Raw genomic sequence first — 19,158 nt, 5'->3', positions numbered from 1 at the left:
CCGGCCGGGCTTTAGGAAGAGAGCAGTTGGCGCGGCTTGACGCGTTAGAGGTTCGGCACCTCCGCCGGCGCGATCGCGGTCAGTCCGCCGAAGCGGCGCTCGCGGCGATGGAAGGAGCCGAGTGCGTCGGCGAGATCGTCGGCATCGAATTCGGGCCACATCCGCTCGGTGAAATGCAGCTCGGCATAAGCGCCCTCCCAGAGCAGGAAGTCCGACAGCCGCTTCTCGCCCGAGGTGCGGATGATCAGGTCGACGTCGCGCAGCCCGGCCTCGCCGGTAATGAGATCGGAGAACGTCTCGCGGCTGAGCTCGCCGGCGCCGGCCGCGCGCGCGGCGGCGTTCAGGATGGCGTCGCGCGCCGAATAATCGATCGCGATGCGCAGATGCAGCGTGGTGCCGCCGGCGGTCTCGGCCTCGGCGCGCGTGATCGCGGCGGCGATTCCGTCGGGCAGCCGGTCGCGGCGGCCGATCACGGTGAGGCGAACGCCGTTGCGCACGAGCGCAGCGATCTCGTTGGCGAGATAGAAGCGCAGCAGGCCCATCAGTGCCGCGACCTCGGCCTTCGGACGGCGCCAATTATCGCTCGAGAAGGCGTAGAGCGTCAGCGTGCCGACGCCCTGGTCCGGCGCGGCCTCGACGATGCGGCGGATCGCCTCGACGCCGGCCTCGTGTCCGCGCAGCCGTGACAGGCCGCGCCGCGTTGCCCAGCGGCCATTGCCATCCATGATGATGCCGACATGGAGCCTGAAGGCGGCTTCCGGCTTGAGCGCGACGTTACTTTGCATCACAAAGTCTCCGGACAAAATGAGATGGTTCAAACCGGCTGGATACCGAGGCGGCCAGCTGCGCGGTCGTCCTTGCCGGCGGCCTTTTCTGCCGTGCCGGCGGCCCTCTCGGCCGTGCCGGCGGCCTTGGCCGCGTCACGCACCAGCTGCTCGAGCACGGCGAGATAGTCGAGGAAGCGGCGACGACCGCTCTTGGTCAGGCGGCAGGTGGTGTGCGGACGATTGCCTTCATAGCCCTTGATGACGTCGACGAGACCGGCCTCCTGCAGCACCTGGAGGTGCCGGCTGAGGTTGCCGTCGGTCAGGCCGCAGAGCTGCTTGAGATCGGCAAAGGCGAGCCCCTTCGGATGCGCCATCAGCGAGGTCAGCAGGCCGAGCCGCGCCTTCTCGTGGATGACGCGGTCGAGGCCGTCATAGGCGAACGGCGCGGTGGTCAGGTCAGTCTTCGGCATCATGGCCTCCGGAAGCGAAATAGAGCAGCGCTGCGAGCAGCAACTGGCCGATCGCGAATGGCAGTCCCATGGTCCAGGGCGACAGCGCGTGGCTCTGGCTTGCGATCAAGAGCACCGTGAAGCCCGACAGGAAATACCAGGCGCCGCCGAGCGCGATCGTGCGCGGCAGCAGGCGGACCGAAGCGAACACGCCGAGGCTGACCAGCACCTGCCACAGGCCGGGCAGCATCCACAACGTCTCGGGCGCGAACTTCCATTGCAGGATCGCGAGCAGCACGCCGGCGATCGCCGCGGGAACGAACTGCTCGATCGCCTGCTGGACCATCGCGTCCGCAAGGCCGGAATGATGCCGCCGCGAGCGCGCCTGCATCTCGATCCAGATCAGCACGGCGGAGACCAACGCGGCCGCCGCCCAGCCTGCGAGGAACGCGATCGGATGAGCGGTGGGATCGGCGAGCCAGAGATATTGCGCAAGCGCCGTGACCAGCGCGATGCCGCTCGTGGCGGCGACGGTTGCCGGACCGTAGCCGCGGAACGCCGTTCCGGCCGCAATCTGGCTGCGGATGGCGAGGATATCGGCCAACGCCTTGTCGAGGTCACGCATGATTCGCCCGAACTTTGTATTGCAAAGTATACGGGATCACCAAGTAAACGCAAGCGGCATCGCGCGGCTTGCCGAGCGTGATATTTAACAGCCGGTTACTGCGCGGATTGCGGCGAAACCGTGCCGCGTCAGACCTTCACCAGGCTGGCGAAGCCGCCATAGATCATCCGCTTGCCGTCGAACGGCACGTCACCCATGCTCATCGATGCCAGGCGCGGATCGGCCATCACCTTGGCGTTGATCCGGTCGCGCTGGGCGCGCGACTTGTAGGTGATCCAGGCAAACACGACGGTTTCGCCGGCCTTCAGTTTCACGCTCTGCGGAAACGAGGTCAGCTTGCCCGGCTTGACGTCGTCGGCGACCCATTCGCGATAATCCAACGCGCCATACTCGCGCCAGACCTTGCCGGCCTTCTTCGAGAGTTGCGCATAGGCTTTGAGTTTCTTCTTCGGCACGGCGACGATGAATCCATCGACGTAAGGCATTGGGCGGTTTCCTGCTGTTTGGGCTCCCTCTCATTGCGAGCGCCAGCGAAGCAATCCATCTCTCCAAACGCTGAAGATGGATTGCTTCGTCGCTTCCACGCAAAATTGCCCTGCAATTTTGTCGCGAGCCCCTCGCAATGACGATCAGCTGTGACAGCAGGATGCCTGAACCGGCGCCGGTTGGTACTGGTCACGTAGCCGCACCCAATCCATCGGATAGGGCAATCCTTCCTCGTGGCGGCCGAGTGGCGTCAGGTCGAGATAGTGATAGGCGGCATTCATCATGTCGAGGCCGCGCGCGAAGGTCGAGTAAGTGTGGAACACGCTCCCTGTCTCATCGCGGAAGAACACGCTGATGCCGGGCAGTTCGGGACCATAGAGCGGCGTCGTTCCATAATTGTATTTCGCGTTCCCCGCATCGATCTGCGCTTGCGTGAACGACACGCCGTAATCGTAGTTGAAGTCGCTCTCTCCCGAGGAGACCCAGTCGAAGGTCCAGCCCATCCGCGCCTTGAATGCGTCGAGCTTGACGAGCGGCGCCCGCGAGATCGCGATCATCGTGGTGTCGCGCGCGGCGAGATGCGGAACCATGCGCTCGAAACCGTCGGCCCAGAACGAGCAGTTCTTGCACGCCGCGTCCCACTCCGGCGCGAACATCACATGCTGCACCACGAGTTGCGGCCTGCCCATGAAGAGATCGCCGAGCGTCATTTTGCCGCCCGGCCCGTCGAACACATAGTCCTTGTCGACCTTGACCCAGGGCAGTTCGCGGCGCTGCCGGCTGAGCGCTTCGCGGGCCTGGGTCAGTTCCTTCTCACCGGCCATCAGCGCCTTGCGGGCTGCGATCCATTCTTCACGCGAGACGATCATGTGCTGTTGCATGGGATGCTCCTTTGCAGGTCAGGCGTCGACGAAGCTTTCCAGATTGCCGAGGAATGCGGTCCAGCCGCGCTGGTGGTTGTCGCGGGCGGTCTCATCGACGAACTGCGCGTGATGGAAGGTGAGCAACGTACCGCCGGCATCGGGCTTGATCGATATCGTTACCTCGGATTCGCGTTCGGGCGTCGAATGCCAGGCCCAGCTGAACACCAGCTTCTCGTTCGGCACCACCTCACGATAGACGCCGCCGACCTCGTGATATTCGCCGTTGGTGCCGATGAATCCGATGCGATAGCGTCCGCCGACGCGGACATCGAGCTCCGCACGCGTCGTGGCCGGCTTGACCCCACCCGGTCCGAACCACTGCGCTAGATTTTCCGGCTCGGTCCACGCGGCGTAGACTTTTTCCGGCCGCGCGCGGAGGCGTCGCGTGAGGGTGAGGCTTGGGCGCGCGGCGAGGCCGGCGTCGGCGGCGACTGCGGATTGGTTTGCCATGGTTCTTCCTCCACAAAGGCGGCAAGGCGATCGAGATTGTCGGACCAGAATTGCGCATAGCGATTGAGCCAGTTCATCGCCTGCTCCATCGGCCGTGCGGTGAGCCGGCACGCCACCGTGCGGCCGGTCTTTTCGCGCGCGACGAGACCCGCATCGGTGAGCACGTCGAGATGCTTCATGATCGCCGGCAGCGACATCGCGAATGGCTGCGCCAGCTCGCTCACCGACAGGCTTTCCTGGTCGCCGAGCCGCGCCAGCAGCGCGCGACGGGTGGGATCGGAAAGCGCCGCAAAGGTGCGGTCCAGCGTCTCATCCTGATACTTAACCATGTGGTTTAGTATAGGCGCAAACGGCGTGACGTCAAGTGCGCGGCTTCACGATCACGTCAGCATGGACCCGACGCGAGGGACGAACGTCAGGAACAGTGGCGACAGACTGCCTTGCGGTGATGCCGCAACGCTAGTCGGGATAAACGGTCCGGTGCCGACGCTGATAGCGGCCCGGTGGTGGCGGCGGCGGTTCGCTGAACAGGAAGCGCGGATTCTCGCCGCAATAGAGATAGCGGCCGGACACGCTCGCGAGGCATTGCTGGTAGGTCCGGTAAGCGCATTCGCCGGGATAACCCAGGCTCGGGCCCTGCGCGCACCATGGGTAGTCATAAGGATCGGCGGAAGCGGGCGTGATACTCGCCGCGCCTGCGAGCGTCATCGTTCCCAGAACAAGCATTGCCAATCCCGATGCGCGCATGATCCGGCTCCTCGGACGCCGCAGTTAGCCAGGTGCGGCATCTTTGATAAGGTTCCTGAAGGTCATTTTATTCCGCGTCAAGGCCGACGAAACCGGCTTCGGCCAGGGACCGGCTGTACCACGCGGGCCACGTTTGTCCCGCGCGATCCAGCATCGCGCCTCTTGCGAGGCCTACTCGACCTTGAGGCCGGCGAACTCGACCACCTTCTTCCACTTGTCGGTTTCGGCCTTGATGTCGTTGCCGAAGGCTTCCGGCGTCTGGATCAGCGGATCGCCGCCGAGCTCGACCAGGCGCTTCTTCATGTCGGGTTCGGCGAGTACGGCGTTGATCTCGGTGTTGAGCCTGGCGATAACTTCCTTCGGCATGTTCTTCGGCGCGCCCATGCCGAACAGCGCGCTCGCCTCGTAGCCCTTTACGGTTTCGGCAACCGACGGAACATCGGGCAGTTGCGAGGATCGCTCCGTTGACGTCACAGCCAGCGCGCGCAGCGCGCCGGAGCGGATGTGCTGGATGATCGAGGGCATGTTGTCGAAGATCACCTGCACCTGGCCGCCGAGCATGTCGGTGATCGCGGGCGCGGCGCCGCGATACGGCACATGCTGCATCTTGCAGCCGGTCATCGCCATGAACATCTCGCCGGAGAGATGCACCGAGGTGCCGTTGCCGGAAGAGGCCATGTTCACCTTGCCGGGATTGGCCTTCACATATTCGATGAACTCGGCGACGGTCTTGGCCGGTACGTCCTTGTTGACGGTCATCACGTTCGGCACGCGATTGAAGGAAGCAACCGGCGCGACGTCGCGCACGAAGTTGAACTTCAGATTGGCGTAAAGCGAGGCATTGATGTAATTGGCCGGATTGACCAGCAGCACGGTGTAGCCGTCCGGCTCGGCGTTGATCGCTGCCTCGGTGCCGATATTGTTGCCGGCGCCCGGCTTGTTCTCGATCACGAATTGCTGCCCGAGCCTCTCCGACAGCCGCTGCCCGACCAGGCGCGCGATGATGTCGGTGGCGCCGCCCGGCGGATAACCCACGATCCAGCGCACCGGCCGCGCCGGATAGTCGGCAGCGGAAGCGCGGCCGATCGCGAATGTCGAAATCCCCGACCCGATCAGGCCCAGCGCGGTACGGCGTGAAATCATGAAGTTTCTCCCAATCCAGCAGGGTTTGGCGCCCTGCCCGTTTCTGTTGCGTTGCGTGCGGCGCGGTTTTAACAAACAATGCCTGAAGCGACCAGTGCGACACGTGCGCCGCCGACCGCGACGAAAGACTAAGCTTCGGCTCTGATCGCACCAGAACCGGCGACCACATCGCTCGAAAGCACTCTGGACCGAAGAGGATCGATCATGTCCGTCAAGGTGAATGGGCTCGACCATCTCGTGATCAACGTCACCGATGTCGTGCGCTCGGTTGCCTGGTACAGCAGGATCCTCGGCATGGAGGTGAAGGTGTTCGACCCGGGCAAGGGCAAGACACCGCGCACCTCGCTGGTGTTCGGCAACCAGAAGATCAATGTGCGGCCGCGCGATGCCGACAAGGTGGACTGGTTCACCGCCGATCACGAGGCGGCCGGCAGCGACGATCTCTGCTTCCTCACTTCGAGCACGCCCGAGGAAGTGGTCGCACATCTGAAGGCCAATGGCGTCAGAATCGAGGAAGGCCCGGTGGCCAAGCAGGGCGCGCGCGGCACGCTGCGCTCGGTCTATTGCCGCGACCCCGACGGCAGCCTGATCGAGATCTCGTCGTACGAGAAGAACGCGACGTAGCTTTCGTTCGTCCTTGCGAACCGGCGCGGCGTGCGAATGCGCGCCCGATGACGGATGCCGCGAATAAATCGATCTCTTCCGTGCGGCGGAACAGATTGCTTCAGCGCAAAACCGCTTTGCAGATCCCGATTTGCTCTCGGCGCACGCCGATGGCAGAACTGCTCCAACCAAGATCAATGGCGGCCGGCAAGGCCGCGCGGGAGGACATATGAGCAATTCAAAAGCAGTGCCGGGCGTCGTGGGACCGTTTGCGGGGCTCGACGTGCCTTGGCTGCTGCGGATGCGCGCCGAAGTGCGCCGCGACCATCCATTCCTGATCTGGGCGCCGTTCGACACGGCGGCACGGCGCTGGAGCTACGGCGAATTCCATGAGCGCGTCGGCGCGCTGGCTGCGGGCCTTGCGAAGCGCGGCATCCGGCAGGGCGACTATGTCCTGATCCATCTCGACAATTGCGTCGAAGCGATCATGTCGTGGTTCGCCTGCGTCGAGCTCGGCGCCATCGCCGTCACCACCAACACCCGCTCGGCCGCCGCCGAGATCGAATATTTTGCCGGCCATTGCGGCGCGGTCGCCGCGATCACCCAGCCGGCCTATGCCGAGCTGATATCAGCCAACTGCAAGGGCCTGCGCTGGATCGCGGTGACCTCGCACGACGCCGGGCAAGCGCCGGCACAAACGCCCGCGCACGGCGACAGTTTTGACGCGCTGTTTGCCGACAGCGCCGACCGGCCGCGTCGCCCAACCGATCCGCTCGCCCCCTGCAGTGTACAATACACCTCCGGCACCACGTCGCGGCCGAAGGCGGTGCTGTGGACCCACGCCAACGCGCTGTGGGGCGCCAAGATCAACGCCGCGCATCAGGATCTGCACGCCTTTGACGTGCACCAGACCTATCTGCCGCTGTTTCACACCAACGCGCTGGCCTATTCGATGCTGGCGAGCCTGTGGGTCGGGGGCACCTGCGTGATCCAGCCACGCTTCTCGGCGAGCCGCTTCTGGCCGGTGGCGCTCGAGCATGGCTCGACCTGGACCTCGACGATCCCGTTCTGCATGAAGGCGCTGCTGGAGCACGAGGTGCCGAAGAAGCACAAATTCCGGCTCTGGGGCACTGCCGTGAACGAGCCGCCGGCATTCGCGATGTTCGGCATCAAGATCATCGGCTGGTGGGGCATGACCGAGACCATCACCCACGGCATCATCGGCGAGGTCGATCAGCCCAACACGCCGATGTCGATCGGCCGCGCCGCGCCGGAATACGAAATCCGCATCGTCAATGACGACGGCGCGCCGACCGGCGTCGGCGAGACCGGCAACCTCCTGATCAAGGGCATCCCGGGCCTGTCGCTGTTCGCCGAATATCTGCACAACGAAAAGGCCACGCGGGAAAGCTTCGACGAGCTCGGCTACTTCATCACCGGCGACCGCGTCACGATGCTGGAGCGCGGCTACGTCAAGTTCGGCGACCGCTCCAAGGACATGCTGAAGGTCGGCGGCGAGAATGTCGCGGCCTCCGAGATCGAACAGGTGATCGCGGTGGTGCCGGGCGTACGCGAAGCCGCCGTGGTGGCGAAGAAGCATCCGATGCTGGACGAGGTGCCGGTCGTCTTCATCATCCCGCAGGCCGGCGTCGCCAAGCTGCCCGTCGACCTCCACGACAACGTCATGGCCGCTTGTCGCGCAGGCCTCGCCGACTTCAAGTTGCCGCGCGAAATCCGTTTCGTCGACGAGATGCCGCGGTCGACGCTGGAGAAGGTCGCGAAGGCGGAGCTCAGGAAGATGGTGGAGTGAGGCGGACTTGATCGCGTCATTCCGGGGCGATGCGTTAGTATCGAACCCGGAATCTCGAGATTCCGGGCCTGGTCCTTCGAACCATCCCGGAAGGACAAGTACTCAATTCACCTCGAACCGGATCGGCAGCTTCTTCGGGCCGTTGACGAAATAGGCCTGCGTCATCTTCACCTCGCCGTCGAGCGACAGCGACTTCAGGTGCGGCAGCAGCTCCTCGAACAGGATGCGCATCTCGAGCTTGGCGAGGTACTGACCGAGACAGAGATGCGCGCCATAGCCGAACGCGACATGGCGGTTGGGCTTGCGGTCGCTGCGGAAGCGATCGGGGTCCTCGAACACCTCCTCGTCGCGATTGCCCGAGGCGTAGCACAGCATCAGCCAGTCGCCCTTGGCGATCTTGCGGCCGCCGAGCTCGGTATCTGCGGTGGCCGAGCGCATGAAATGCTTGACCGGCGTCATCCAGCGGATCGACTCGTCGACCAGGCCCGGAATCAGGTCCGGATTGGCCTTCACCTTGGCGAATTCCGCGGGGTCCCTGGCCAGCGCCCAGATCGCGCCGGCGGTCGATGATGAGGTGGTGTCGTGGCCCGCGGTCGCGACGATCATGTAATAGCTGGTCTGGTCGTGCTCCGGCATGTACTCGCCGCCGATCTTCGCGTTGGCGATGACGGTGGCGAGATCGTCGCGCGGGTGCTGGCGGCGATCCTCGGTGATCTTGCGGAAGTAGGCGGAAAAGTCGGCGATGATCGCCTGCAACATCGCGGAGACCTGCTCCGCGCTCAGCGCGTCGCGGACGCGCGCGGTGTCGGGATCCTGCGGCCCGAACAGTTCCTGGGTCAGCTTGAGCATGCGCGGCTCGTCCGCCTCGGGCACGCCGAGGATCTCCATGATGACGTGCAGCGGATAGCCGAGCGCGACATCCTCGACGAAGTCGCAGGCGCCGCCCCTCGCGAGCATGCGTTGCACCGTGGCGCGCGCGATCTCGCGGACGCGGGCCTCGAACTTGCCGAGATTGGCCGGCATGAACCAGCCTTGCGTCAGCGCGCGATATTTCGGGTGGTCTGGCGCGTCCATCTGCACCAGCGAGCGCACCAAATTGGGCCCGCCGGTGATCTTGCGAACGCGCTCCTCGAGCGCCTGCGTCGTCAGGGTGGTCGGCCGATCGGCGTTGTGGAATAGCTCGTTCTGCCGGCTGATCGCCTGGATATGCGCGTGCTTGGTCACCACCCAGAACGGATCGAACTTCTCGGGCCGCGCGATGCCGAGCGGGTTGTTGGCGCGCAGCCAGCGATAGCTGTCGTGGATGCGGTCGTCCGCATAGGCGACGGGATCGACGAGGGTTGCCGCGATGTCGGCGGGGATGTCGAAATCCCCGGTCGTTGCCGTATCCATGATCGTCCTCACCCGTCGGAGCATCGGTCTTGCCGATGATCACCGGAATCTAGGCGGAGGTAAGGAGCGCGACTTGCGTTGATTGGCTAGAGCCATCGCCTCAGCCGGCATTGCGACGACGAAGCGACGAAGCAATGACGGGGTTGAGGGCTCAATAATGCCCGAACGCCACCGGGCGGAACGCCTGCAGCAATTGCTGGTCGAGCTTGCCGCCCATCTCCTCCATCATGGAGAATGCCTTGGCGTGGGTGAACTGCAGGCGGTAGGCGCGCTTCTCGACCAAAGCGGCATAGACGTCGACGATCGTGGTGACGCGGACGATGTCGCTGATCTGGTTGCCGCTGAGGCCGTTCGGATAGCCGGTGCCGTCGAGGAATTCGTGGTGATGCAGGATCACGTCGAGCATTTCCGGCGGGAAGCCGCCCTGCGCGGACAGCGCCTCGTAGCCGCGGCGCGGATGCTCGCGCATCTCGGCCATTTCCTCCACCGTCAAGGCGCCGGGCTTGTCGAGCAGCGCGACCGGGACGAAGGCCTTGCCGACGTCGTGCAGCAGCGCGGCGCGGGCGAGCCGGCGCTGATCGTCCTCACGCATGCCGAGGTGCTGCGCGAACGCAACCGCAAAACCGGTCACGAACAGGCAATGGCGATAGGTCTCCTGGTGATGGCAGCCGACCGTGGTCAGCCATTCGCGCAGCGAGTTGTGCTTGATCGCCTTGAGGATCTTGTTCTCGGCGGCGACGATGTCCTCGAACTTGAGCGGCTCCCCGGCGCGCATCCGCTCGAACATCTTGACCATCACGCCGTGCGCGGCTTCGACGCCGCGGTTGAGCGCCTTGCCGCGATCGGTCTCGTCATAGCCGCTGTCGTCGGGGAATGCGGCGCGGATGCGCTGCAGGATGCCGCGCGCATCGAACGGCCGCGAGATCGTGTCGGTGGCGCCGAGCGCCCAGGCCTGCATCGAGGCGTGATGCAAGGCGTCCGCCAGCACGAACAGCCGCGGCATCTCGCGATAGGCGTCGGCCTGCAGCTTGGCGCGGACGAGTTGCACGGCTTCGGGCGAGCGCAGATTGATGTCGACGACGATGCCGGAGAGATCGCGGGCCGGCTGCTCGGGAATGTCAGAGGTCGGAACGGTATCGACCTCGCCCACCGAGCGCAGGATGTTGGCGAGCTCGTTGCTCTGATCGCTTCGATCTGACGCCAGCAGGAGGCGGCGCTTCGAAGTCTGGTTGTTGGCTAAGGCAGTCATGGCATCCCCGTCGCGGTAACGACCGACGCCGGACGCTACCTGACGATGCGTTCCCTCCGGCTTAATGGGGATGCTGAACGGCGGCTGAGCGCAATGGATACAATTAGAGCGATCGCCGAATCCGCCAGCAAAATCAGGCCGGCCGGAAATCGATGCAGTTGCGCAGATCGGCGGTGAATCATGAATTTCTGCGGCGTCAAAGTTGATGCCGTCACTGCCCGGCCGACGCGCGGAGCAAAGAAAAACGCCGGAGAGCTCGTGCTCTCCGGCGTTCTTGTTCGTTCAGGCCGTTACGCCTTCATCGCCGCCTTGACGGCTTCCGCGGTGATCGGCAGGCCGCGGACGCGGGCACCGACCGCGTTGAAGACGGCGTTGCCGATCGCCGGCGCCACCACCGTCACCGCGGGCTCGCCGACGCCGGTCGCCTTCTCGCCATTGGCGATGACGTTGACCGCGACTTCCGGCAGCTGGCTCATCCGAAGCGGCGTGTAGCTGTCGAAGTTGGTCTGCTCGATGCCGCCGTCCTTCAACGTCGCCTTCTCGAACAGCGCCAGCGACATGCCCCACAGCGCCGCGCCCTCGACCTGGGCGCGGATGCCGTCGGGATTCACCTGCGTACCAACGTCGGTCGCAACCGTCAGCTTCTTCACCGTCACCTCGCCCGACGGGGCGACCGCGACATGGGCGACGCAGGCGGTCCAGCTCGCCGTGGCGCGCTCCTGCGACGACACGCAGGCCACCCCCATGCCTTCGCCCTTGGGCAGCTGCTTGGTGCCGTAGCCGGCAAGCCCCATCGCAGCGAGCAAGGTGTTGCGGAGACGCTGCGCGCCGCCGTCATTCTTGCCCTTGCCGTCGAGCAACGAGATGCGCAGCTGCGCCGGGTCCTTGCCGGTCGCATGCGCGATCTCGTCGATCATGCTTTCGACCGCCCAGAACGTCCAGCCCGGCGCCACCGAACGGAGCTGACCCGACGGGGTGGCGTTGTGCGCCATCTCGTTCTTGATCGCCCGCACATAGTGGTTGGGCACGGTGTAGAAGAAGTCCGCTCCGTTCACGGTGAAGGAGTCGAGCGGACCCTTCTTGTCGACCGACGGTGTGAGGAAATCGGGGATTCCCCAACGCGCGGTCGGCCAGGCCGAGACCACGTCGTGGCTCATCGCGACGATCTTGCCGTCGCCATCCATGCCGGCTTTCACCTTCTGGTAGGTCAGCGGACGCGAGAAATCCATCGTCATGTCGTTTTCGCGCGTGTAGATGACCTTGACCGGCTTGCCGACGGCCTTCGCCGCCTGCACCGCGGGCACCATCATGTCGGCGTCGAGACGCCGGCCGAAGCCGCCGCCCAGCCACATCTGGTGCATCACCACGAACTTCGGATCGATCCCGGCTGCGCCGGCCGCAATCGCGCCGGAGCGCGTCGCGAACTGGTTGCCGGAATAGATGTGCAGGATGTCGCCCTTGAACTCCGCGGTGGCGTTCATCGGCTCCATCGGAGCGTGGATGTTGATGTTGGTGGTGTATTCCGCCTCCAACACCTTGGCCGCCGAGCCGAAGGCCGCCTTGGGATCACCGTCCTTGACGAAGAACTGGCCGGAATCGTCCAGTCCCTGAAGCCGCTTGGCTTCCGTGAGCAGCGATTCGCTCGACAATTTTGCGTTCGGACCGCCGTCATAGCTGATCTTCAGCGCAGCCGCGGCCTTCTTCGCCTGCGCATAGGTGTTGGCGACCGCGACGACCCAGCCGGTCGTGGTTGTGGTCTTGTCGTCGAGGGTGACGGCCTTGATGAAGCCGGGCAGCTTCTTGGCCGCGCTATCGTCGACCGACTTCACGGTGGCGCCGTACCGCACCGGCGGCGTGACCAGCGCGCCGTAGACCATGCCCGGCACCATCACGTCGATGCCGTACTTGGCCGTGCCGTTGGTCTTCGACGGGATGTCGAGTTGCGGCACCGAGACGCCGATCATCGTGTACTGGTCGGGCGTCTTCAGCTTGATCGCCTTCAGATCATCCGCCGTGAAGGTCTTGGTCGCCTTGCCGCTCTTCACCACTTCGGCGAACGACATCGACTTCTTCGACTTCGCATGGCTGATCCTGGAGTCACGTACCACCAGCTCGCCGGCCGGCACGCCCATGGAGGCCGCCGCCGCCTCGGTCAATGCAATGCGGCCGGCTGCGCCGGCGCGGCTCATCGCGTCGAAGTTCATCATCGTCGACCAGCTGCCGCCGGTGATCTGCGCGCCCAGCACGGGATCGTTGAACTTCGGATCGTTGGAGGCGAGTTGAACCCGCATGTCCTTCCAGTTCGCGCCGAGCTCTTCGGCCACGATCTGCGCCATGGTCGAGGCGACGTGCTGGCCCATGTCGGCCTTGCCGCAGGTCACGGTGACGAGACCGTCGGGCGCGATCGAATACCAGACGCTCGGCTCGAAGTTGGCGGGCGCGGGTGCCGCGAGCGCCTGGTCGATGCCGGACCCGGCGTAGCCGAGCACGAGGCCGGTTGCAGCGGTGCCGACCAGGAAGGAACGGCGGCTGAGATCGGTCGTCTCTGGCGCGAGGTTTTTCACGTGCTTGTTCATGTGGCCCTCCGCTCGGATCCGGTGGCCGATGCGGTGCGCATGTCGGACGCAGCGCGCATGATCGCCTTCTGGATTCGTGAATAGGTCATGCAACGGCACAGGTTGCCGTCCATATGCGCGACCACTTCTTCCTTGGTCGGGTTGGTATTCTTCGACAGCAGCGCCGCCGCCTGCATGATCTGGCCGGACTGGCAGTAGCCGCATTGCGGCACCTGCTCGGCGACCCAGGCCTTCTGCAAGGGATGATCGCCCTTGGCGGAGAGGCCTTCGATGGTGGTGATCTTCTTGCCGACGGCGTCGGCGACCGAGGTCTGGCAGGACCGCACCGCTTCGCCGTTGACGTGAACCGTGCAGGCGCCACACAGACCGGCGCCGCAACCGAATTTGGTGCCCGTCATCTGCAATTGCTCGCGGATGACCCAAAGCAGCGGCGTGTCATTGGCCGCCTCGACGGACATATTCCGTCCGTTGATATTGAGATTTGGCATCTCTCTCCCCTTCCGGTGTAGGAAGCCGCTTACGGCGGCAACTCACTGTTGGGTCTTGGCCGGCGCCCACCGGGTAAGCGACAGTTGCCGAAACAATGATCCGGTTCCCGGCTGGAGGCAATCCAATTTGGAATTGCTCGAAAAGAATAAATTTCCGAAGATGCCTGTTGTGCGATGCGGCAACGGCATGACGCTTTTTGCAATGCCAGCGTTCGTGTCTAATCGCCAGGCGCTTGCTCAAAGCGTCGGCAGCAAGCACCGGCAACGCCGTCCGATGACAGCGGCAAGAGAAACACAAGGAGCCCGTCAATGGCCAAGCTCAACCGCAACGGCGTCGAGATCTACTACGAGATTCACGGCAGCGGCCCGCCGCTGATCCTGACCCACGGCTATTCCTCGACTTCGGCGATGTGGCAGGGCCAGATCGAGGCGCTGTCGCAGCGGCACAAGCTGATCCTGTGGGACATGCGCGGGCACGGCCAGTCCGACTATCCCGACGATCCCGATGCCTATAGCGAAGCGCTGACGGTCGGCGATATCGCCGCTCTGCTCGACGCCGCCGGCGCCGACAAGGCGATCGTCGGCGGGCTGTCGCTCGGCGGCTACATGTCGCTCGCCTTTCATCGCGCCCATCCGGAGCGGGTGCGGGCGCTGCTGATCATCGACACCGGCCCGGGCTTCAAGAAGGACGACGCCCGTGAGGTCTGGAACAAGCGCGCCCGCGAGACCGGCGACCGCTTCGACCGCGAAGGGCTCGAGGTGCTTAGATCGTTGAGCGCCGAGCGCGCGTCGGTCACCCATCGCAACGCCAGGGGCCTCGCGCTCGCCGCGCGCGGCATGCTGGCACAGCGCGATGCACGGGTGATCGAATCGCTGCCCGGGATCCAGGTGCCAGCACTGGTTGTGGTCGGCGCCGACGACACGCCGTTCCTGGCGGCGTCCGACTACATGGCGGCAAAAATCCCCGGGGCGCGGAAGGCGGTGATTCCGAACGCCGGCCATGCCGTCAACATCGACCAGCCGCAGGCCTTCATCGCCGCGGTGCTGCCGTTCCTGGATGGCCTTGAAGCCGGCGCGCCGGGAAAGCCCGCGCCATGAAGACAATCGCCGTTGCCTTGTTGCTGACTGCGGCGACGACAGGGGCGAGCGCGCAGAAGCTGCCGTTCGTCACAGCCCCGTCCACTTTCACTGCGACGTTGTCGAACACCACGCCGCTGGTGTTCGGCATGGGCGTTGCGGACGCGCAGCGCGCGCTCGGCACGCCTTTCACCTATGTCAGCGGACGGCCCGGCAACGAGATCTTCCTGACCTTCCGCGACCTCGGCGGCAGCGGGCTGTTTCCGCACCACGACCGCCTCTTCCTGCAATTCCGCAAACACCGGCTGACCGGCTGGAAGGCCGACTGGGGCGAGAACTGGATGTGGCGCTAGAGCATGGTCCGGAAAAGTGCGAAGCGGTTTTCCGAAACGGCCATGTTCAAACGAAGAGCCAAAGCGCGACGACGATGTCATCGCGCCTCATCATCGAGAGCTTCATGCACCCCCCAAACTGACAAGGATGGACCATGGGACAAGACATCAAACTCAAAGCTTCGGACGGATTTGAACTCGGCGCCTACCGCGCCGATCCTGCCGGCGCGCCGAAGGGCGCGGTCGTCGTGATCCAGGAGATTTTTGGCGTCAATCACCACATCCGCTCGGTCTGCGACCGGCTGGCGAAGGAAGGCTATGTCGCGGTTGCACCTTCGATCTTCGACCGCATCACGCCGAACTTCCAGAGCGGCTATTCCCCCGACGAGATCGCCGAGGCGCGGAAGTTCGTTGCCAATCCGGACTGGGCCGCGATGCTGCGCGACAGCCAGGCGGCGATCGACGCGGTGAAGCCGGTCGGTCCGGTCGGCATCATCGGCTTCTGCCTCGGCGGCAGCGTCGCCTATGCTGCCGCCACCAAGCTGGCCGGGCTGTCAGCCGCGGTCGGCTATTACGGCGGCGCCGTCGTGCGCTTCGCCGACGACAAGCCGGCGGTGCCGACGCAGCTACATTTCGGTGAGAAGGATGCCGGCATTCCCCTGAGCGATGTCGAGACCATCAAGTCGAAGCGGCCCGAGGTCGAGGTCTTCATCTATCCCGGCGCGCAGCACGGCTTCCATTGCGACGAGCGCGCCAGCTACGACAAGGCAAGCGCCGACATCGCCTGGCCGCGCAGCATGGAGTTTTTCGCAAAGCATCTGAAGAAGTGACGCTGCAAGCGTCATTCCGGGGCGATGCGCAGTATCGAACCACAGATGCGCAATTGCGCATCGGGGAATCTCGAGGTTCCGGGTCTGGTGCTAACGCACCATCCCGGAATGAAGAAGGACACTATCCTTCTTCAGAACCAGCGCTCGCCGACGAATACCGTATCGCCCGGGCTCATCGGCGTGCCCAGCGGCACCACAAAGCGCCCGGAGCCGGACGCATCGGTGTGGGTCAGCGTCACGCTGTCGCGGCGGGCACGCGGCGAGAAGCCGCCGGCAATCGCGACCGCGCTCTCGACCGTCATGTTCGGCACGTAGGGATATTGGCCGGGGGCCTGGACTTCGCCGAGGATGAAGAACGGACGATAGGACTCGATCTCGACCGCCACCGAAGGCTCGCGGATATAGCCGTTGCGCAGCCGTGCCGAGATTTCGCCGGCAAGCCCGGCCGGCGTGCGGCCGCGCGCCGGCACCGAGCCGATCAGCGGCATGGTGATCGCGCCCGCGGCGTCGATCGCATAGGAATTGGTCAGGCCTTCCTGGCCGTAGACCACCACGCGAAGCTTGTCGCCGGGGCCAAGGTGATAGCCGTTGTCGTAACCGGCGGGGGGTCCACCCGGGGAGGCGGCGGCATAGACGACCGGGGCGGCGGCCGGTGCGGCATAGCCATAACCAGGGGACGTGCTGGCGAAGGCGGAACGCAATGCGCTGATCGCACCGCTGCCGCCTGCATCGGCAACCGGAGCGGGTGCGTAGGCCGGGCCGTAGGTGACGGCATCGACGCCTTGCGGGCCGACGGCGACGGGACCGGACGTGCTCATGCAACCAGACAGCGCGAGCGCAGCCACAACGGCAGTGATCGGCAATCGTAACGCGCGTGCAACCGGCACCGGACCTATCCCTCAACGGCGAGACAGGCCCAGTCTTGCACCACTTATGGTTAACAAAGGGTTTTCGAGGATCGAGCGGGAGGCCGGAACAGCCGGCCTCCCATTGGCTTGGAGCCGTGCCCGGGAAGAGCGCAAACCGGCTTTCCAGAGCGAGCTCTTTCTCAACAAGACGATCAGGCGGTGACGCCGACGCCGATCGGGCAGGACACGCCGGTGCCGCCGAGCCCGCAATAGCCCGCCGGATTCTTGGCGAGGTATTGCTGGTGATAGTCCTCGGCGAAGTAGAATTCACCGGCTGGCGCGACCTCGGTGGTGATGGCGCCGAGGCCCTTGGCGGCAAGCGCCTTCTGATACATCGCCTGCGACTCATCGGCGGCTTTGCGCTGCGCGTCGCTGAACGTGTAGATCGCGGAGCGATATTGCGTGCCGATGTCGTTGCCCTGGCGCATGCCCTGCGTCGGGTTGTGGCTCTCCCAGAACGTCTTCAGCAGCCTCTCGTAGGAGATCTTCTTCGGGTCGAACACGACCAGCACCACTTCGGTGTGGCCGGTGCGCCCCGAGCATACTTCCTCATAGGTCGGGTTCGGCGTGTGGCCGCCGGCATAGCCGACCGCGGTGGTGTAGATCCCCTCGCCGAGTTCCCAGAACTTGCGCTCCGCGCCCCAGAAGCAGCCGAGCCCGAACACCGCCTGCTCGAGGCCTTGCGGATAAGGCGGCTGCAACTTGCTGCCATTGACGAAATGGGTGATCGCGGTCGGGATCGGCGTCGCGCGGCCCGGCAACGCCTCGGCGGCGCTTGGCAACGCAGTGGTCTTGCGCATGAACAACATGGACACCTCCAGGCGGGACATCGGCCGACGCGGCAACGGCCTGCGGGCCGGCTGTCACCTATATATGTCCTTACGCGGATGATGGCAGCCCCGTTACGGGGCGGTGCAGCCAAGGAGGGCTGCCGACAAGTCAGTCGCGCGCGTAGCCGATCAGGGGCTTACGCGGCCGGAACAGGATCATCAGCAGGATGCCGGCAATGCCGAGCACCGCGAATACCGGCTGCTCCAGAAGCAGGCGGATCACGTCATTCCAGAGCCAGGGCGCGAAGCGATCCACCCAGGCATGGAATGCCTGCTGGCTCGACTGGTGGATGTCGTTCCAGAACTGGCCGAACTGGGTGAACCGCAGGCTCTGGTCGGCGACGTAGCGGGCCCCGTCATAGACCATGAAGATGAAGCTGCCAGCCAGCAGCAGAAGGCCGATCAGACGGAAAAAGCCGCGGATCATGCGTCACCCTAACTCCCAGTCGCGCCCCACGCGTCGTCAGGCCTTACCGGGCGCCCCCCGGAAATTCAACCTCTTCAGCGGCTTATCCGGCCCCCGCAGGGACGATTTCGGGCCCTTTTGGGGTCCCGAAAGCGTTGACGCTTAAGCCCGCGCCATCTATAAGACCGACCGATGGCGGCGGGCGCAATCCTGCCGCCGCTGTTCTTTGGACAGTGTCGCATGCGGAGGCAGCATTTTGCGCTCTTCGCATGGCCGCCTCAAGGACACCCAAGAAAACCACCTTGGACAAATACATCAGAGTTGAGATTTGAACCGGCCGGTGCGCGCAAGCCCGACCACCGAGCGATCACCGCCGAAGGACAGTTAGAGAACCATGGCCAACACCACCTCCGCCAAGAAGGCGACCCGCAAGATTGCCCGCCGCACCATCGTCAACAAGTCGCGCCGCACGCAGATGCGTGGCGCGGTGCGCACCGTCGAGGAAGCGATCAAGAGCGGCGACCGCGAGGCGGCACTGAAGGCGATGAGCCGCGCTGAGCCCGAGCTGATGAAGGCAGCACAGCGCAACATCATTCACAAGAACCTCGCGAGCCGTAAGGTGTCGCGCCTCACGCAGAGCATCGCCAAGCTCGCGAAGTAACGGCTTGCCACCAGAGCTGACTGGAAAACACATTTGTCACGAAGCCCGGCTCGCGCCGGGCTTTTTGTTTTTGTCTCGACTTTTGTCGTGGAAGTTTCATAGCGCGAGAACACTTCGCGTTGCCGCGCAACGAACTGCGTGTCATGTTTCGTCGCGTCCGTAGTTCTACCGGCTCGACATGCTTAACGCGCCACACTCGCCCACAGATTGTTCTTCGCTAAGCTAGATAGATGGAATAGCGCGCGAGCATTTCGCGGACGAAACTTGCGAAGCGGGGTTACCCTGCAAAAGTAATCGAGAAAAATGACGTCTCGCGAATTACTTATGCACATAGCGTTGGACAGCGATTGGAAAAATGACCGGCGCGAGACCAAATGTAAATTTTCTATGAAAAATTTTTGGTATT

21 protein-coding genes and 1 pseudogene are annotated in these 19,158 nt (G+C 64.4%); 6 read left to right on the top strand and 16 right to left on the bottom strand.

Annotation, left to right across the window (positions count from 1 at the left end):
• Positions 1-44: 44 nt before the first annotated feature.
• The 9 genes and pseudogenes from ACVMB1_RS35020 to ACVMB1_RS34980 form a co-directional block, all read right to left on the bottom strand.
• Positions 45-785 carry a di-trans,poly-cis-decaprenylcistransferase gene (locus ACVMB1_RS35020; protein WP_057015350.1) on the bottom strand — a complete coding sequence of 247 codons (741 nt, stop codon included), beginning with the start codon at positions 783-785 and terminating at the stop codon, positions 45-47.
• Between the two features lie 29 nt (positions 786-814).
• Complete coding sequence (locus ACVMB1_RS35015) at positions 815-1,237, bottom strand: transcriptional regulator (protein WP_057015410.1); 423 nt, start codon at positions 1,235-1,237, stop codon at positions 815-817.
• Positions 1,224-1,841: a hypothetical protein gene (locus ACVMB1_RS35010; protein ID WP_057015349.1), complete on the bottom strand. Its 618-nt coding sequence runs from the start codon at positions 1,839-1,841 to the stop codon at positions 1,224-1,226. Before ACVMB1_RS35010 ends, ACVMB1_RS35015 begins: the two co-directional genes overlap by 14 nt.
• 128 nt (positions 1,842-1,969) lie before the next feature.
• A complete protein-coding gene (locus tag ACVMB1_RS35005; RefSeq protein WP_028335567.1) occupies positions 1,970-2,326 on the bottom strand; it encodes a DUF1428 domain-containing protein in 357 nt (118 codons plus the stop codon).
• 144 nt (positions 2,327-2,470) lie between these two features.
• The gene (locus ACVMB1_RS35000; RefSeq protein ID WP_076824560.1) at positions 2,471-3,208 is read right to left on the bottom strand and encodes a DUF899 domain-containing protein; all 738 of its coding nucleotides are present in this window, start codon (positions 3,206-3,208) and stop codon (positions 2,471-2,473) included.
• Positions 3,209-3,226: 18 nt separating this feature from the next.
• Positions 3,227-3,589: pseudogene (locus ACVMB1_RS34995) on the bottom strand (SRPBCC family protein); the annotation flags it as partial.
• Positions 3,574-4,029: an ArsR/SmtB family transcription factor gene (locus ACVMB1_RS34990; protein ID WP_076824558.1), complete on the bottom strand. Its 456-nt coding sequence runs from the start codon at positions 4,027-4,029 to the stop codon at positions 3,574-3,576. The pseudogene ACVMB1_RS34995 and the gene ACVMB1_RS34990, both read right to left, overlap by 16 nt.
• Before the next feature lie 130 nt (positions 4,030-4,159).
• Complete coding sequence (locus ACVMB1_RS34985; RefSeq protein WP_076824556.1) at positions 4,160-4,447, bottom strand: DUF3551 domain-containing protein; 288 nt, start codon at positions 4,445-4,447, stop codon at positions 4,160-4,162.
• A 171-nt stretch (positions 4,448-4,618) separates the two neighbouring features.
• Positions 4,619-5,590 carry a Bug family tripartite tricarboxylate transporter substrate binding protein gene (locus ACVMB1_RS34980; RefSeq protein WP_057015345.1) on the bottom strand — a complete coding sequence of 324 codons (972 nt, stop codon included), beginning with the start codon at positions 5,588-5,590 and terminating at the stop codon, positions 4,619-4,621.
• Between the two features lie 204 nt (positions 5,591-5,794).
• Here ACVMB1_RS34980 and ACVMB1_RS34975 point away from each other — a divergent pair, with 204 nt between their 5' ends.
• Together ACVMB1_RS34975 and ACVMB1_RS34970 are read left to right on the top strand one after the other, a co-directional pair.
• On the top strand, positions 5,795-6,214 hold the full coding sequence (locus tag ACVMB1_RS34975; protein ID WP_057015344.1) for a VOC family protein: 420 nt from the start codon (positions 5,795-5,797) through the stop codon (positions 6,212-6,214).
• Positions 6,215-6,422: 208 nt separating this feature from the next.
• Positions 6,423-8,003, top strand: a complete 1,581-nt coding sequence (locus ACVMB1_RS34970; RefSeq protein WP_076824554.1) for an AMP-binding protein — start codon at positions 6,423-6,425, stop codon at positions 8,001-8,003.
• A gap of 102 nt (positions 8,004-8,105) precedes the next feature.
• On the opposite strand, the gene ACVMB1_RS34965 is transcribed toward ACVMB1_RS34970, so the two are convergent.
• The 4 genes from ACVMB1_RS34965 to ACVMB1_RS34950 form a co-directional block, all read right to left on the bottom strand.
• Positions 8,106-9,395: a cytochrome P450 gene (locus ACVMB1_RS34965; RefSeq protein ID WP_076824552.1), complete on the bottom strand. Its 1,290-nt coding sequence runs from the start codon at positions 9,393-9,395 to the stop codon at positions 8,106-8,108.
• Between the two features lie 151 nt (positions 9,396-9,546).
• Positions 9,547-10,644, bottom strand: a complete 1,098-nt coding sequence (locus ACVMB1_RS34960; protein ID WP_076824550.1) for an HD-GYP domain-containing protein — start codon at positions 10,642-10,644, stop codon at positions 9,547-9,549.
• Between the two features lie 290 nt (positions 10,645-10,934).
• On the bottom strand, positions 10,935-13,220 hold the full coding sequence (locus ACVMB1_RS34955; protein WP_076824548.1) for a xanthine dehydrogenase family protein molybdopterin-binding subunit: 2,286 nt from the start codon (positions 13,218-13,220) through the stop codon (positions 10,935-10,937).
• Positions 13,217-13,708 carry a (2Fe-2S)-binding protein gene (locus ACVMB1_RS34950; protein ID WP_026192016.1) on the bottom strand — a complete coding sequence of 164 codons (492 nt, stop codon included), beginning with the start codon at positions 13,706-13,708 and terminating at the stop codon, positions 13,217-13,219. Before ACVMB1_RS34950 ends, ACVMB1_RS34955 begins: the two co-directional genes overlap by 4 nt.
• Before the next feature lie 309 nt (positions 13,709-14,017).
• Here ACVMB1_RS34950 and ACVMB1_RS34945 point away from each other — a divergent pair, with 309 nt between their 5' ends.
• The 3 genes from ACVMB1_RS34945 to ACVMB1_RS34935 all read left to right on the top strand — a co-directional run bounded on the left by ACVMB1_RS34945 (position 14,018) and on the right by ACVMB1_RS34935 (position 15,947).
• Positions 14,018-14,806 (top strand): alpha/beta fold hydrolase, encoded by a 789-nt coding sequence (locus ACVMB1_RS34945; protein ID WP_076824546.1) that lies wholly within the window; start codon positions 14,018-14,020, stop codon positions 14,804-14,806.
• Positions 14,803-15,138: a hypothetical protein gene (locus tag ACVMB1_RS34940; protein WP_057015339.1), complete on the top strand. Its 336-nt coding sequence runs from the start codon at positions 14,803-14,805 to the stop codon at positions 15,136-15,138. The genes ACVMB1_RS34945 and ACVMB1_RS34940 overlap by 4 nt, the downstream gene beginning before the upstream one ends.
• A 134-nt stretch (positions 15,139-15,272) precedes the next feature.
• A complete protein-coding gene (locus ACVMB1_RS34935; protein WP_076824544.1) occupies positions 15,273-15,947 on the top strand; it encodes a dienelactone hydrolase family protein in 675 nt (224 codons plus the stop codon).
• 131 nt (positions 15,948-16,078) lie between these two features.
• Here the strand turns inward: ACVMB1_RS34935 and ACVMB1_RS34930 are convergent, their stop codons facing one another.
• The 3 genes from ACVMB1_RS34930 to ACVMB1_RS34920 form a co-directional block, all read right to left on the bottom strand.
• Positions 16,079-16,834: a polysaccharide biosynthesis/export family protein gene (locus ACVMB1_RS34930; protein ID WP_076824542.1), complete on the bottom strand. Its 756-nt coding sequence runs from the start codon at positions 16,832-16,834 to the stop codon at positions 16,079-16,081.
• Positions 16,835-17,007: 173 nt separating this feature from the next.
• A complete protein-coding gene (msrA, locus tag ACVMB1_RS34925; RefSeq protein WP_076824540.1) occupies positions 17,008-17,664 on the bottom strand; it encodes a peptide-methionine (S)-S-oxide reductase MsrA in 657 nt (218 codons plus the stop codon).
• A 130-nt stretch (positions 17,665-17,794) separates the two neighbouring features.
• Positions 17,795-18,112, bottom strand: coding sequence for a hypothetical protein (locus tag ACVMB1_RS34920; RefSeq protein ID WP_016842666.1), 318 nt, complete (start codon positions 18,110-18,112; stop codon positions 17,795-17,797).
• 373 nt (positions 18,113-18,485) lie between these two features.
• On the opposite strand from ACVMB1_RS34920, the gene rpsT reads away from it, so the two are divergent.
• The gene (gene rpsT / locus ACVMB1_RS34915) at positions 18,486-18,752 is read left to right on the top strand and encodes a 30S ribosomal protein S20 (RefSeq protein ID WP_057015335.1); all 267 of its coding nucleotides are present in this window, start codon (positions 18,486-18,488) and stop codon (positions 18,750-18,752) included.
• Positions 18,753-19,158 lie beyond the last annotated feature (406 nt).

Source organism: Bradyrhizobium sp. USDA 4504, from assembly GCF_054063995.1.
The sequence above is the reverse complement of the archived record's forward strand: the minus strand, read 5'-3'. Positions and strand labels throughout refer to the sequence as shown.

Coding starts and splice junctions, on each gene's coding strand:
- ACVMB1_RS35005 (WP_028335567.1), bottom strand. CDS start 2,326: ATGCCTTACGTCGATGGATTCATCGTCGCCGTGCCGAAGAAGAAACTC.
- ACVMB1_RS34990 (WP_076824558.1), bottom strand. CDS start 4,029: ATGGTTAAGTATCAGGATGAGACGCTGGACCGCACCTTTGCGGCGCTT.
- ACVMB1_RS34940 (WP_057015339.1), top strand. CDS start 14,803: ATGAAGACAATCGCCGTTGCCTTGTTGCTGACTGCGGCGACGACAGGG.
- ACVMB1_RS34955 (WP_076824548.1), bottom strand. CDS start 13,220: ATGAACAAGCACGTGAAAAACCTCGCGCCAGAGACGACCGATCTCAGC.
- ACVMB1_RS34920 (WP_016842666.1), bottom strand. CDS start 18,112: ATGATCCGCGGCTTTTTCCGTCTGATCGGCCTTCTGCTGCTGGCTGGC.
- ACVMB1_RS34970 (WP_076824554.1), top strand. CDS start 6,423: ATGAGCAATTCAAAAGCAGTGCCGGGCGTCGTGGGACCGTTTGCGGGG.
- ACVMB1_RS35015 (WP_057015410.1), bottom strand. CDS start 1,237: ATGCCGAAGACTGACCTGACCACCGCGCCGTTCGCCTATGACGGCCTC.
- ACVMB1_RS34945 (WP_076824546.1), top strand. CDS start 14,018: ATGGCCAAGCTCAACCGCAACGGCGTCGAGATCTACTACGAGATTCAC.
- ACVMB1_RS34975 (WP_057015344.1), top strand. CDS start 5,795: ATGTCCGTCAAGGTGAATGGGCTCGACCATCTCGTGATCAACGTCACC.
- rpsT (WP_057015335.1), top strand. CDS start 18,486: ATGGCCAACACCACCTCCGCCAAGAAGGCGACCCGCAAGATTGCCCGC.
- ACVMB1_RS34950 (WP_026192016.1), bottom strand. CDS start 13,708: ATGCCAAATCTCAATATCAACGGACGGAATATGTCCGTCGAGGCGGCC.
- ACVMB1_RS35000 (WP_076824560.1), bottom strand. CDS start 3,208: ATGCAACAGCACATGATCGTCTCGCGTGAAGAATGGATCGCAGCCCGC.
- ACVMB1_RS34965 (WP_076824552.1), bottom strand. CDS start 9,395: ATGGATACGGCAACGACCGGGGATTTCGACATCCCCGCCGACATCGCG.
- ACVMB1_RS34935 (WP_076824544.1), top strand. CDS start 15,273: ATGGGACAAGACATCAAACTCAAAGCTTCGGACGGATTTGAACTCGGC.
- ACVMB1_RS35010 (WP_057015349.1), bottom strand. CDS start 1,841: ATGCGTGACCTCGACAAGGCGTTGGCCGATATCCTCGCCATCCGCAGC.
- ACVMB1_RS35020 (WP_057015350.1), bottom strand. CDS start 785: ATGCAAAGTAACGTCGCGCTCAAGCCGGAAGCCGCCTTCAGGCTCCAT.
- ACVMB1_RS34960 (WP_076824550.1), bottom strand. CDS start 10,644: ATGACTGCCTTAGCCAACAACCAGACTTCGAAGCGCCGCCTCCTGCTG.
- msrA (WP_076824540.1), bottom strand. CDS start 17,664: ATGTTGTTCATGCGCAAGACCACTGCGTTGCCAAGCGCCGCCGAGGCG.
- ACVMB1_RS34980 (WP_057015345.1), bottom strand. CDS start 5,590: ATGATTTCACGCCGTACCGCGCTGGGCCTGATCGGGTCGGGGATTTCG.
- ACVMB1_RS34985 (WP_076824556.1), bottom strand. CDS start 4,447: ATGCGCGCATCGGGATTGGCAATGCTTGTTCTGGGAACGATGACGCTC.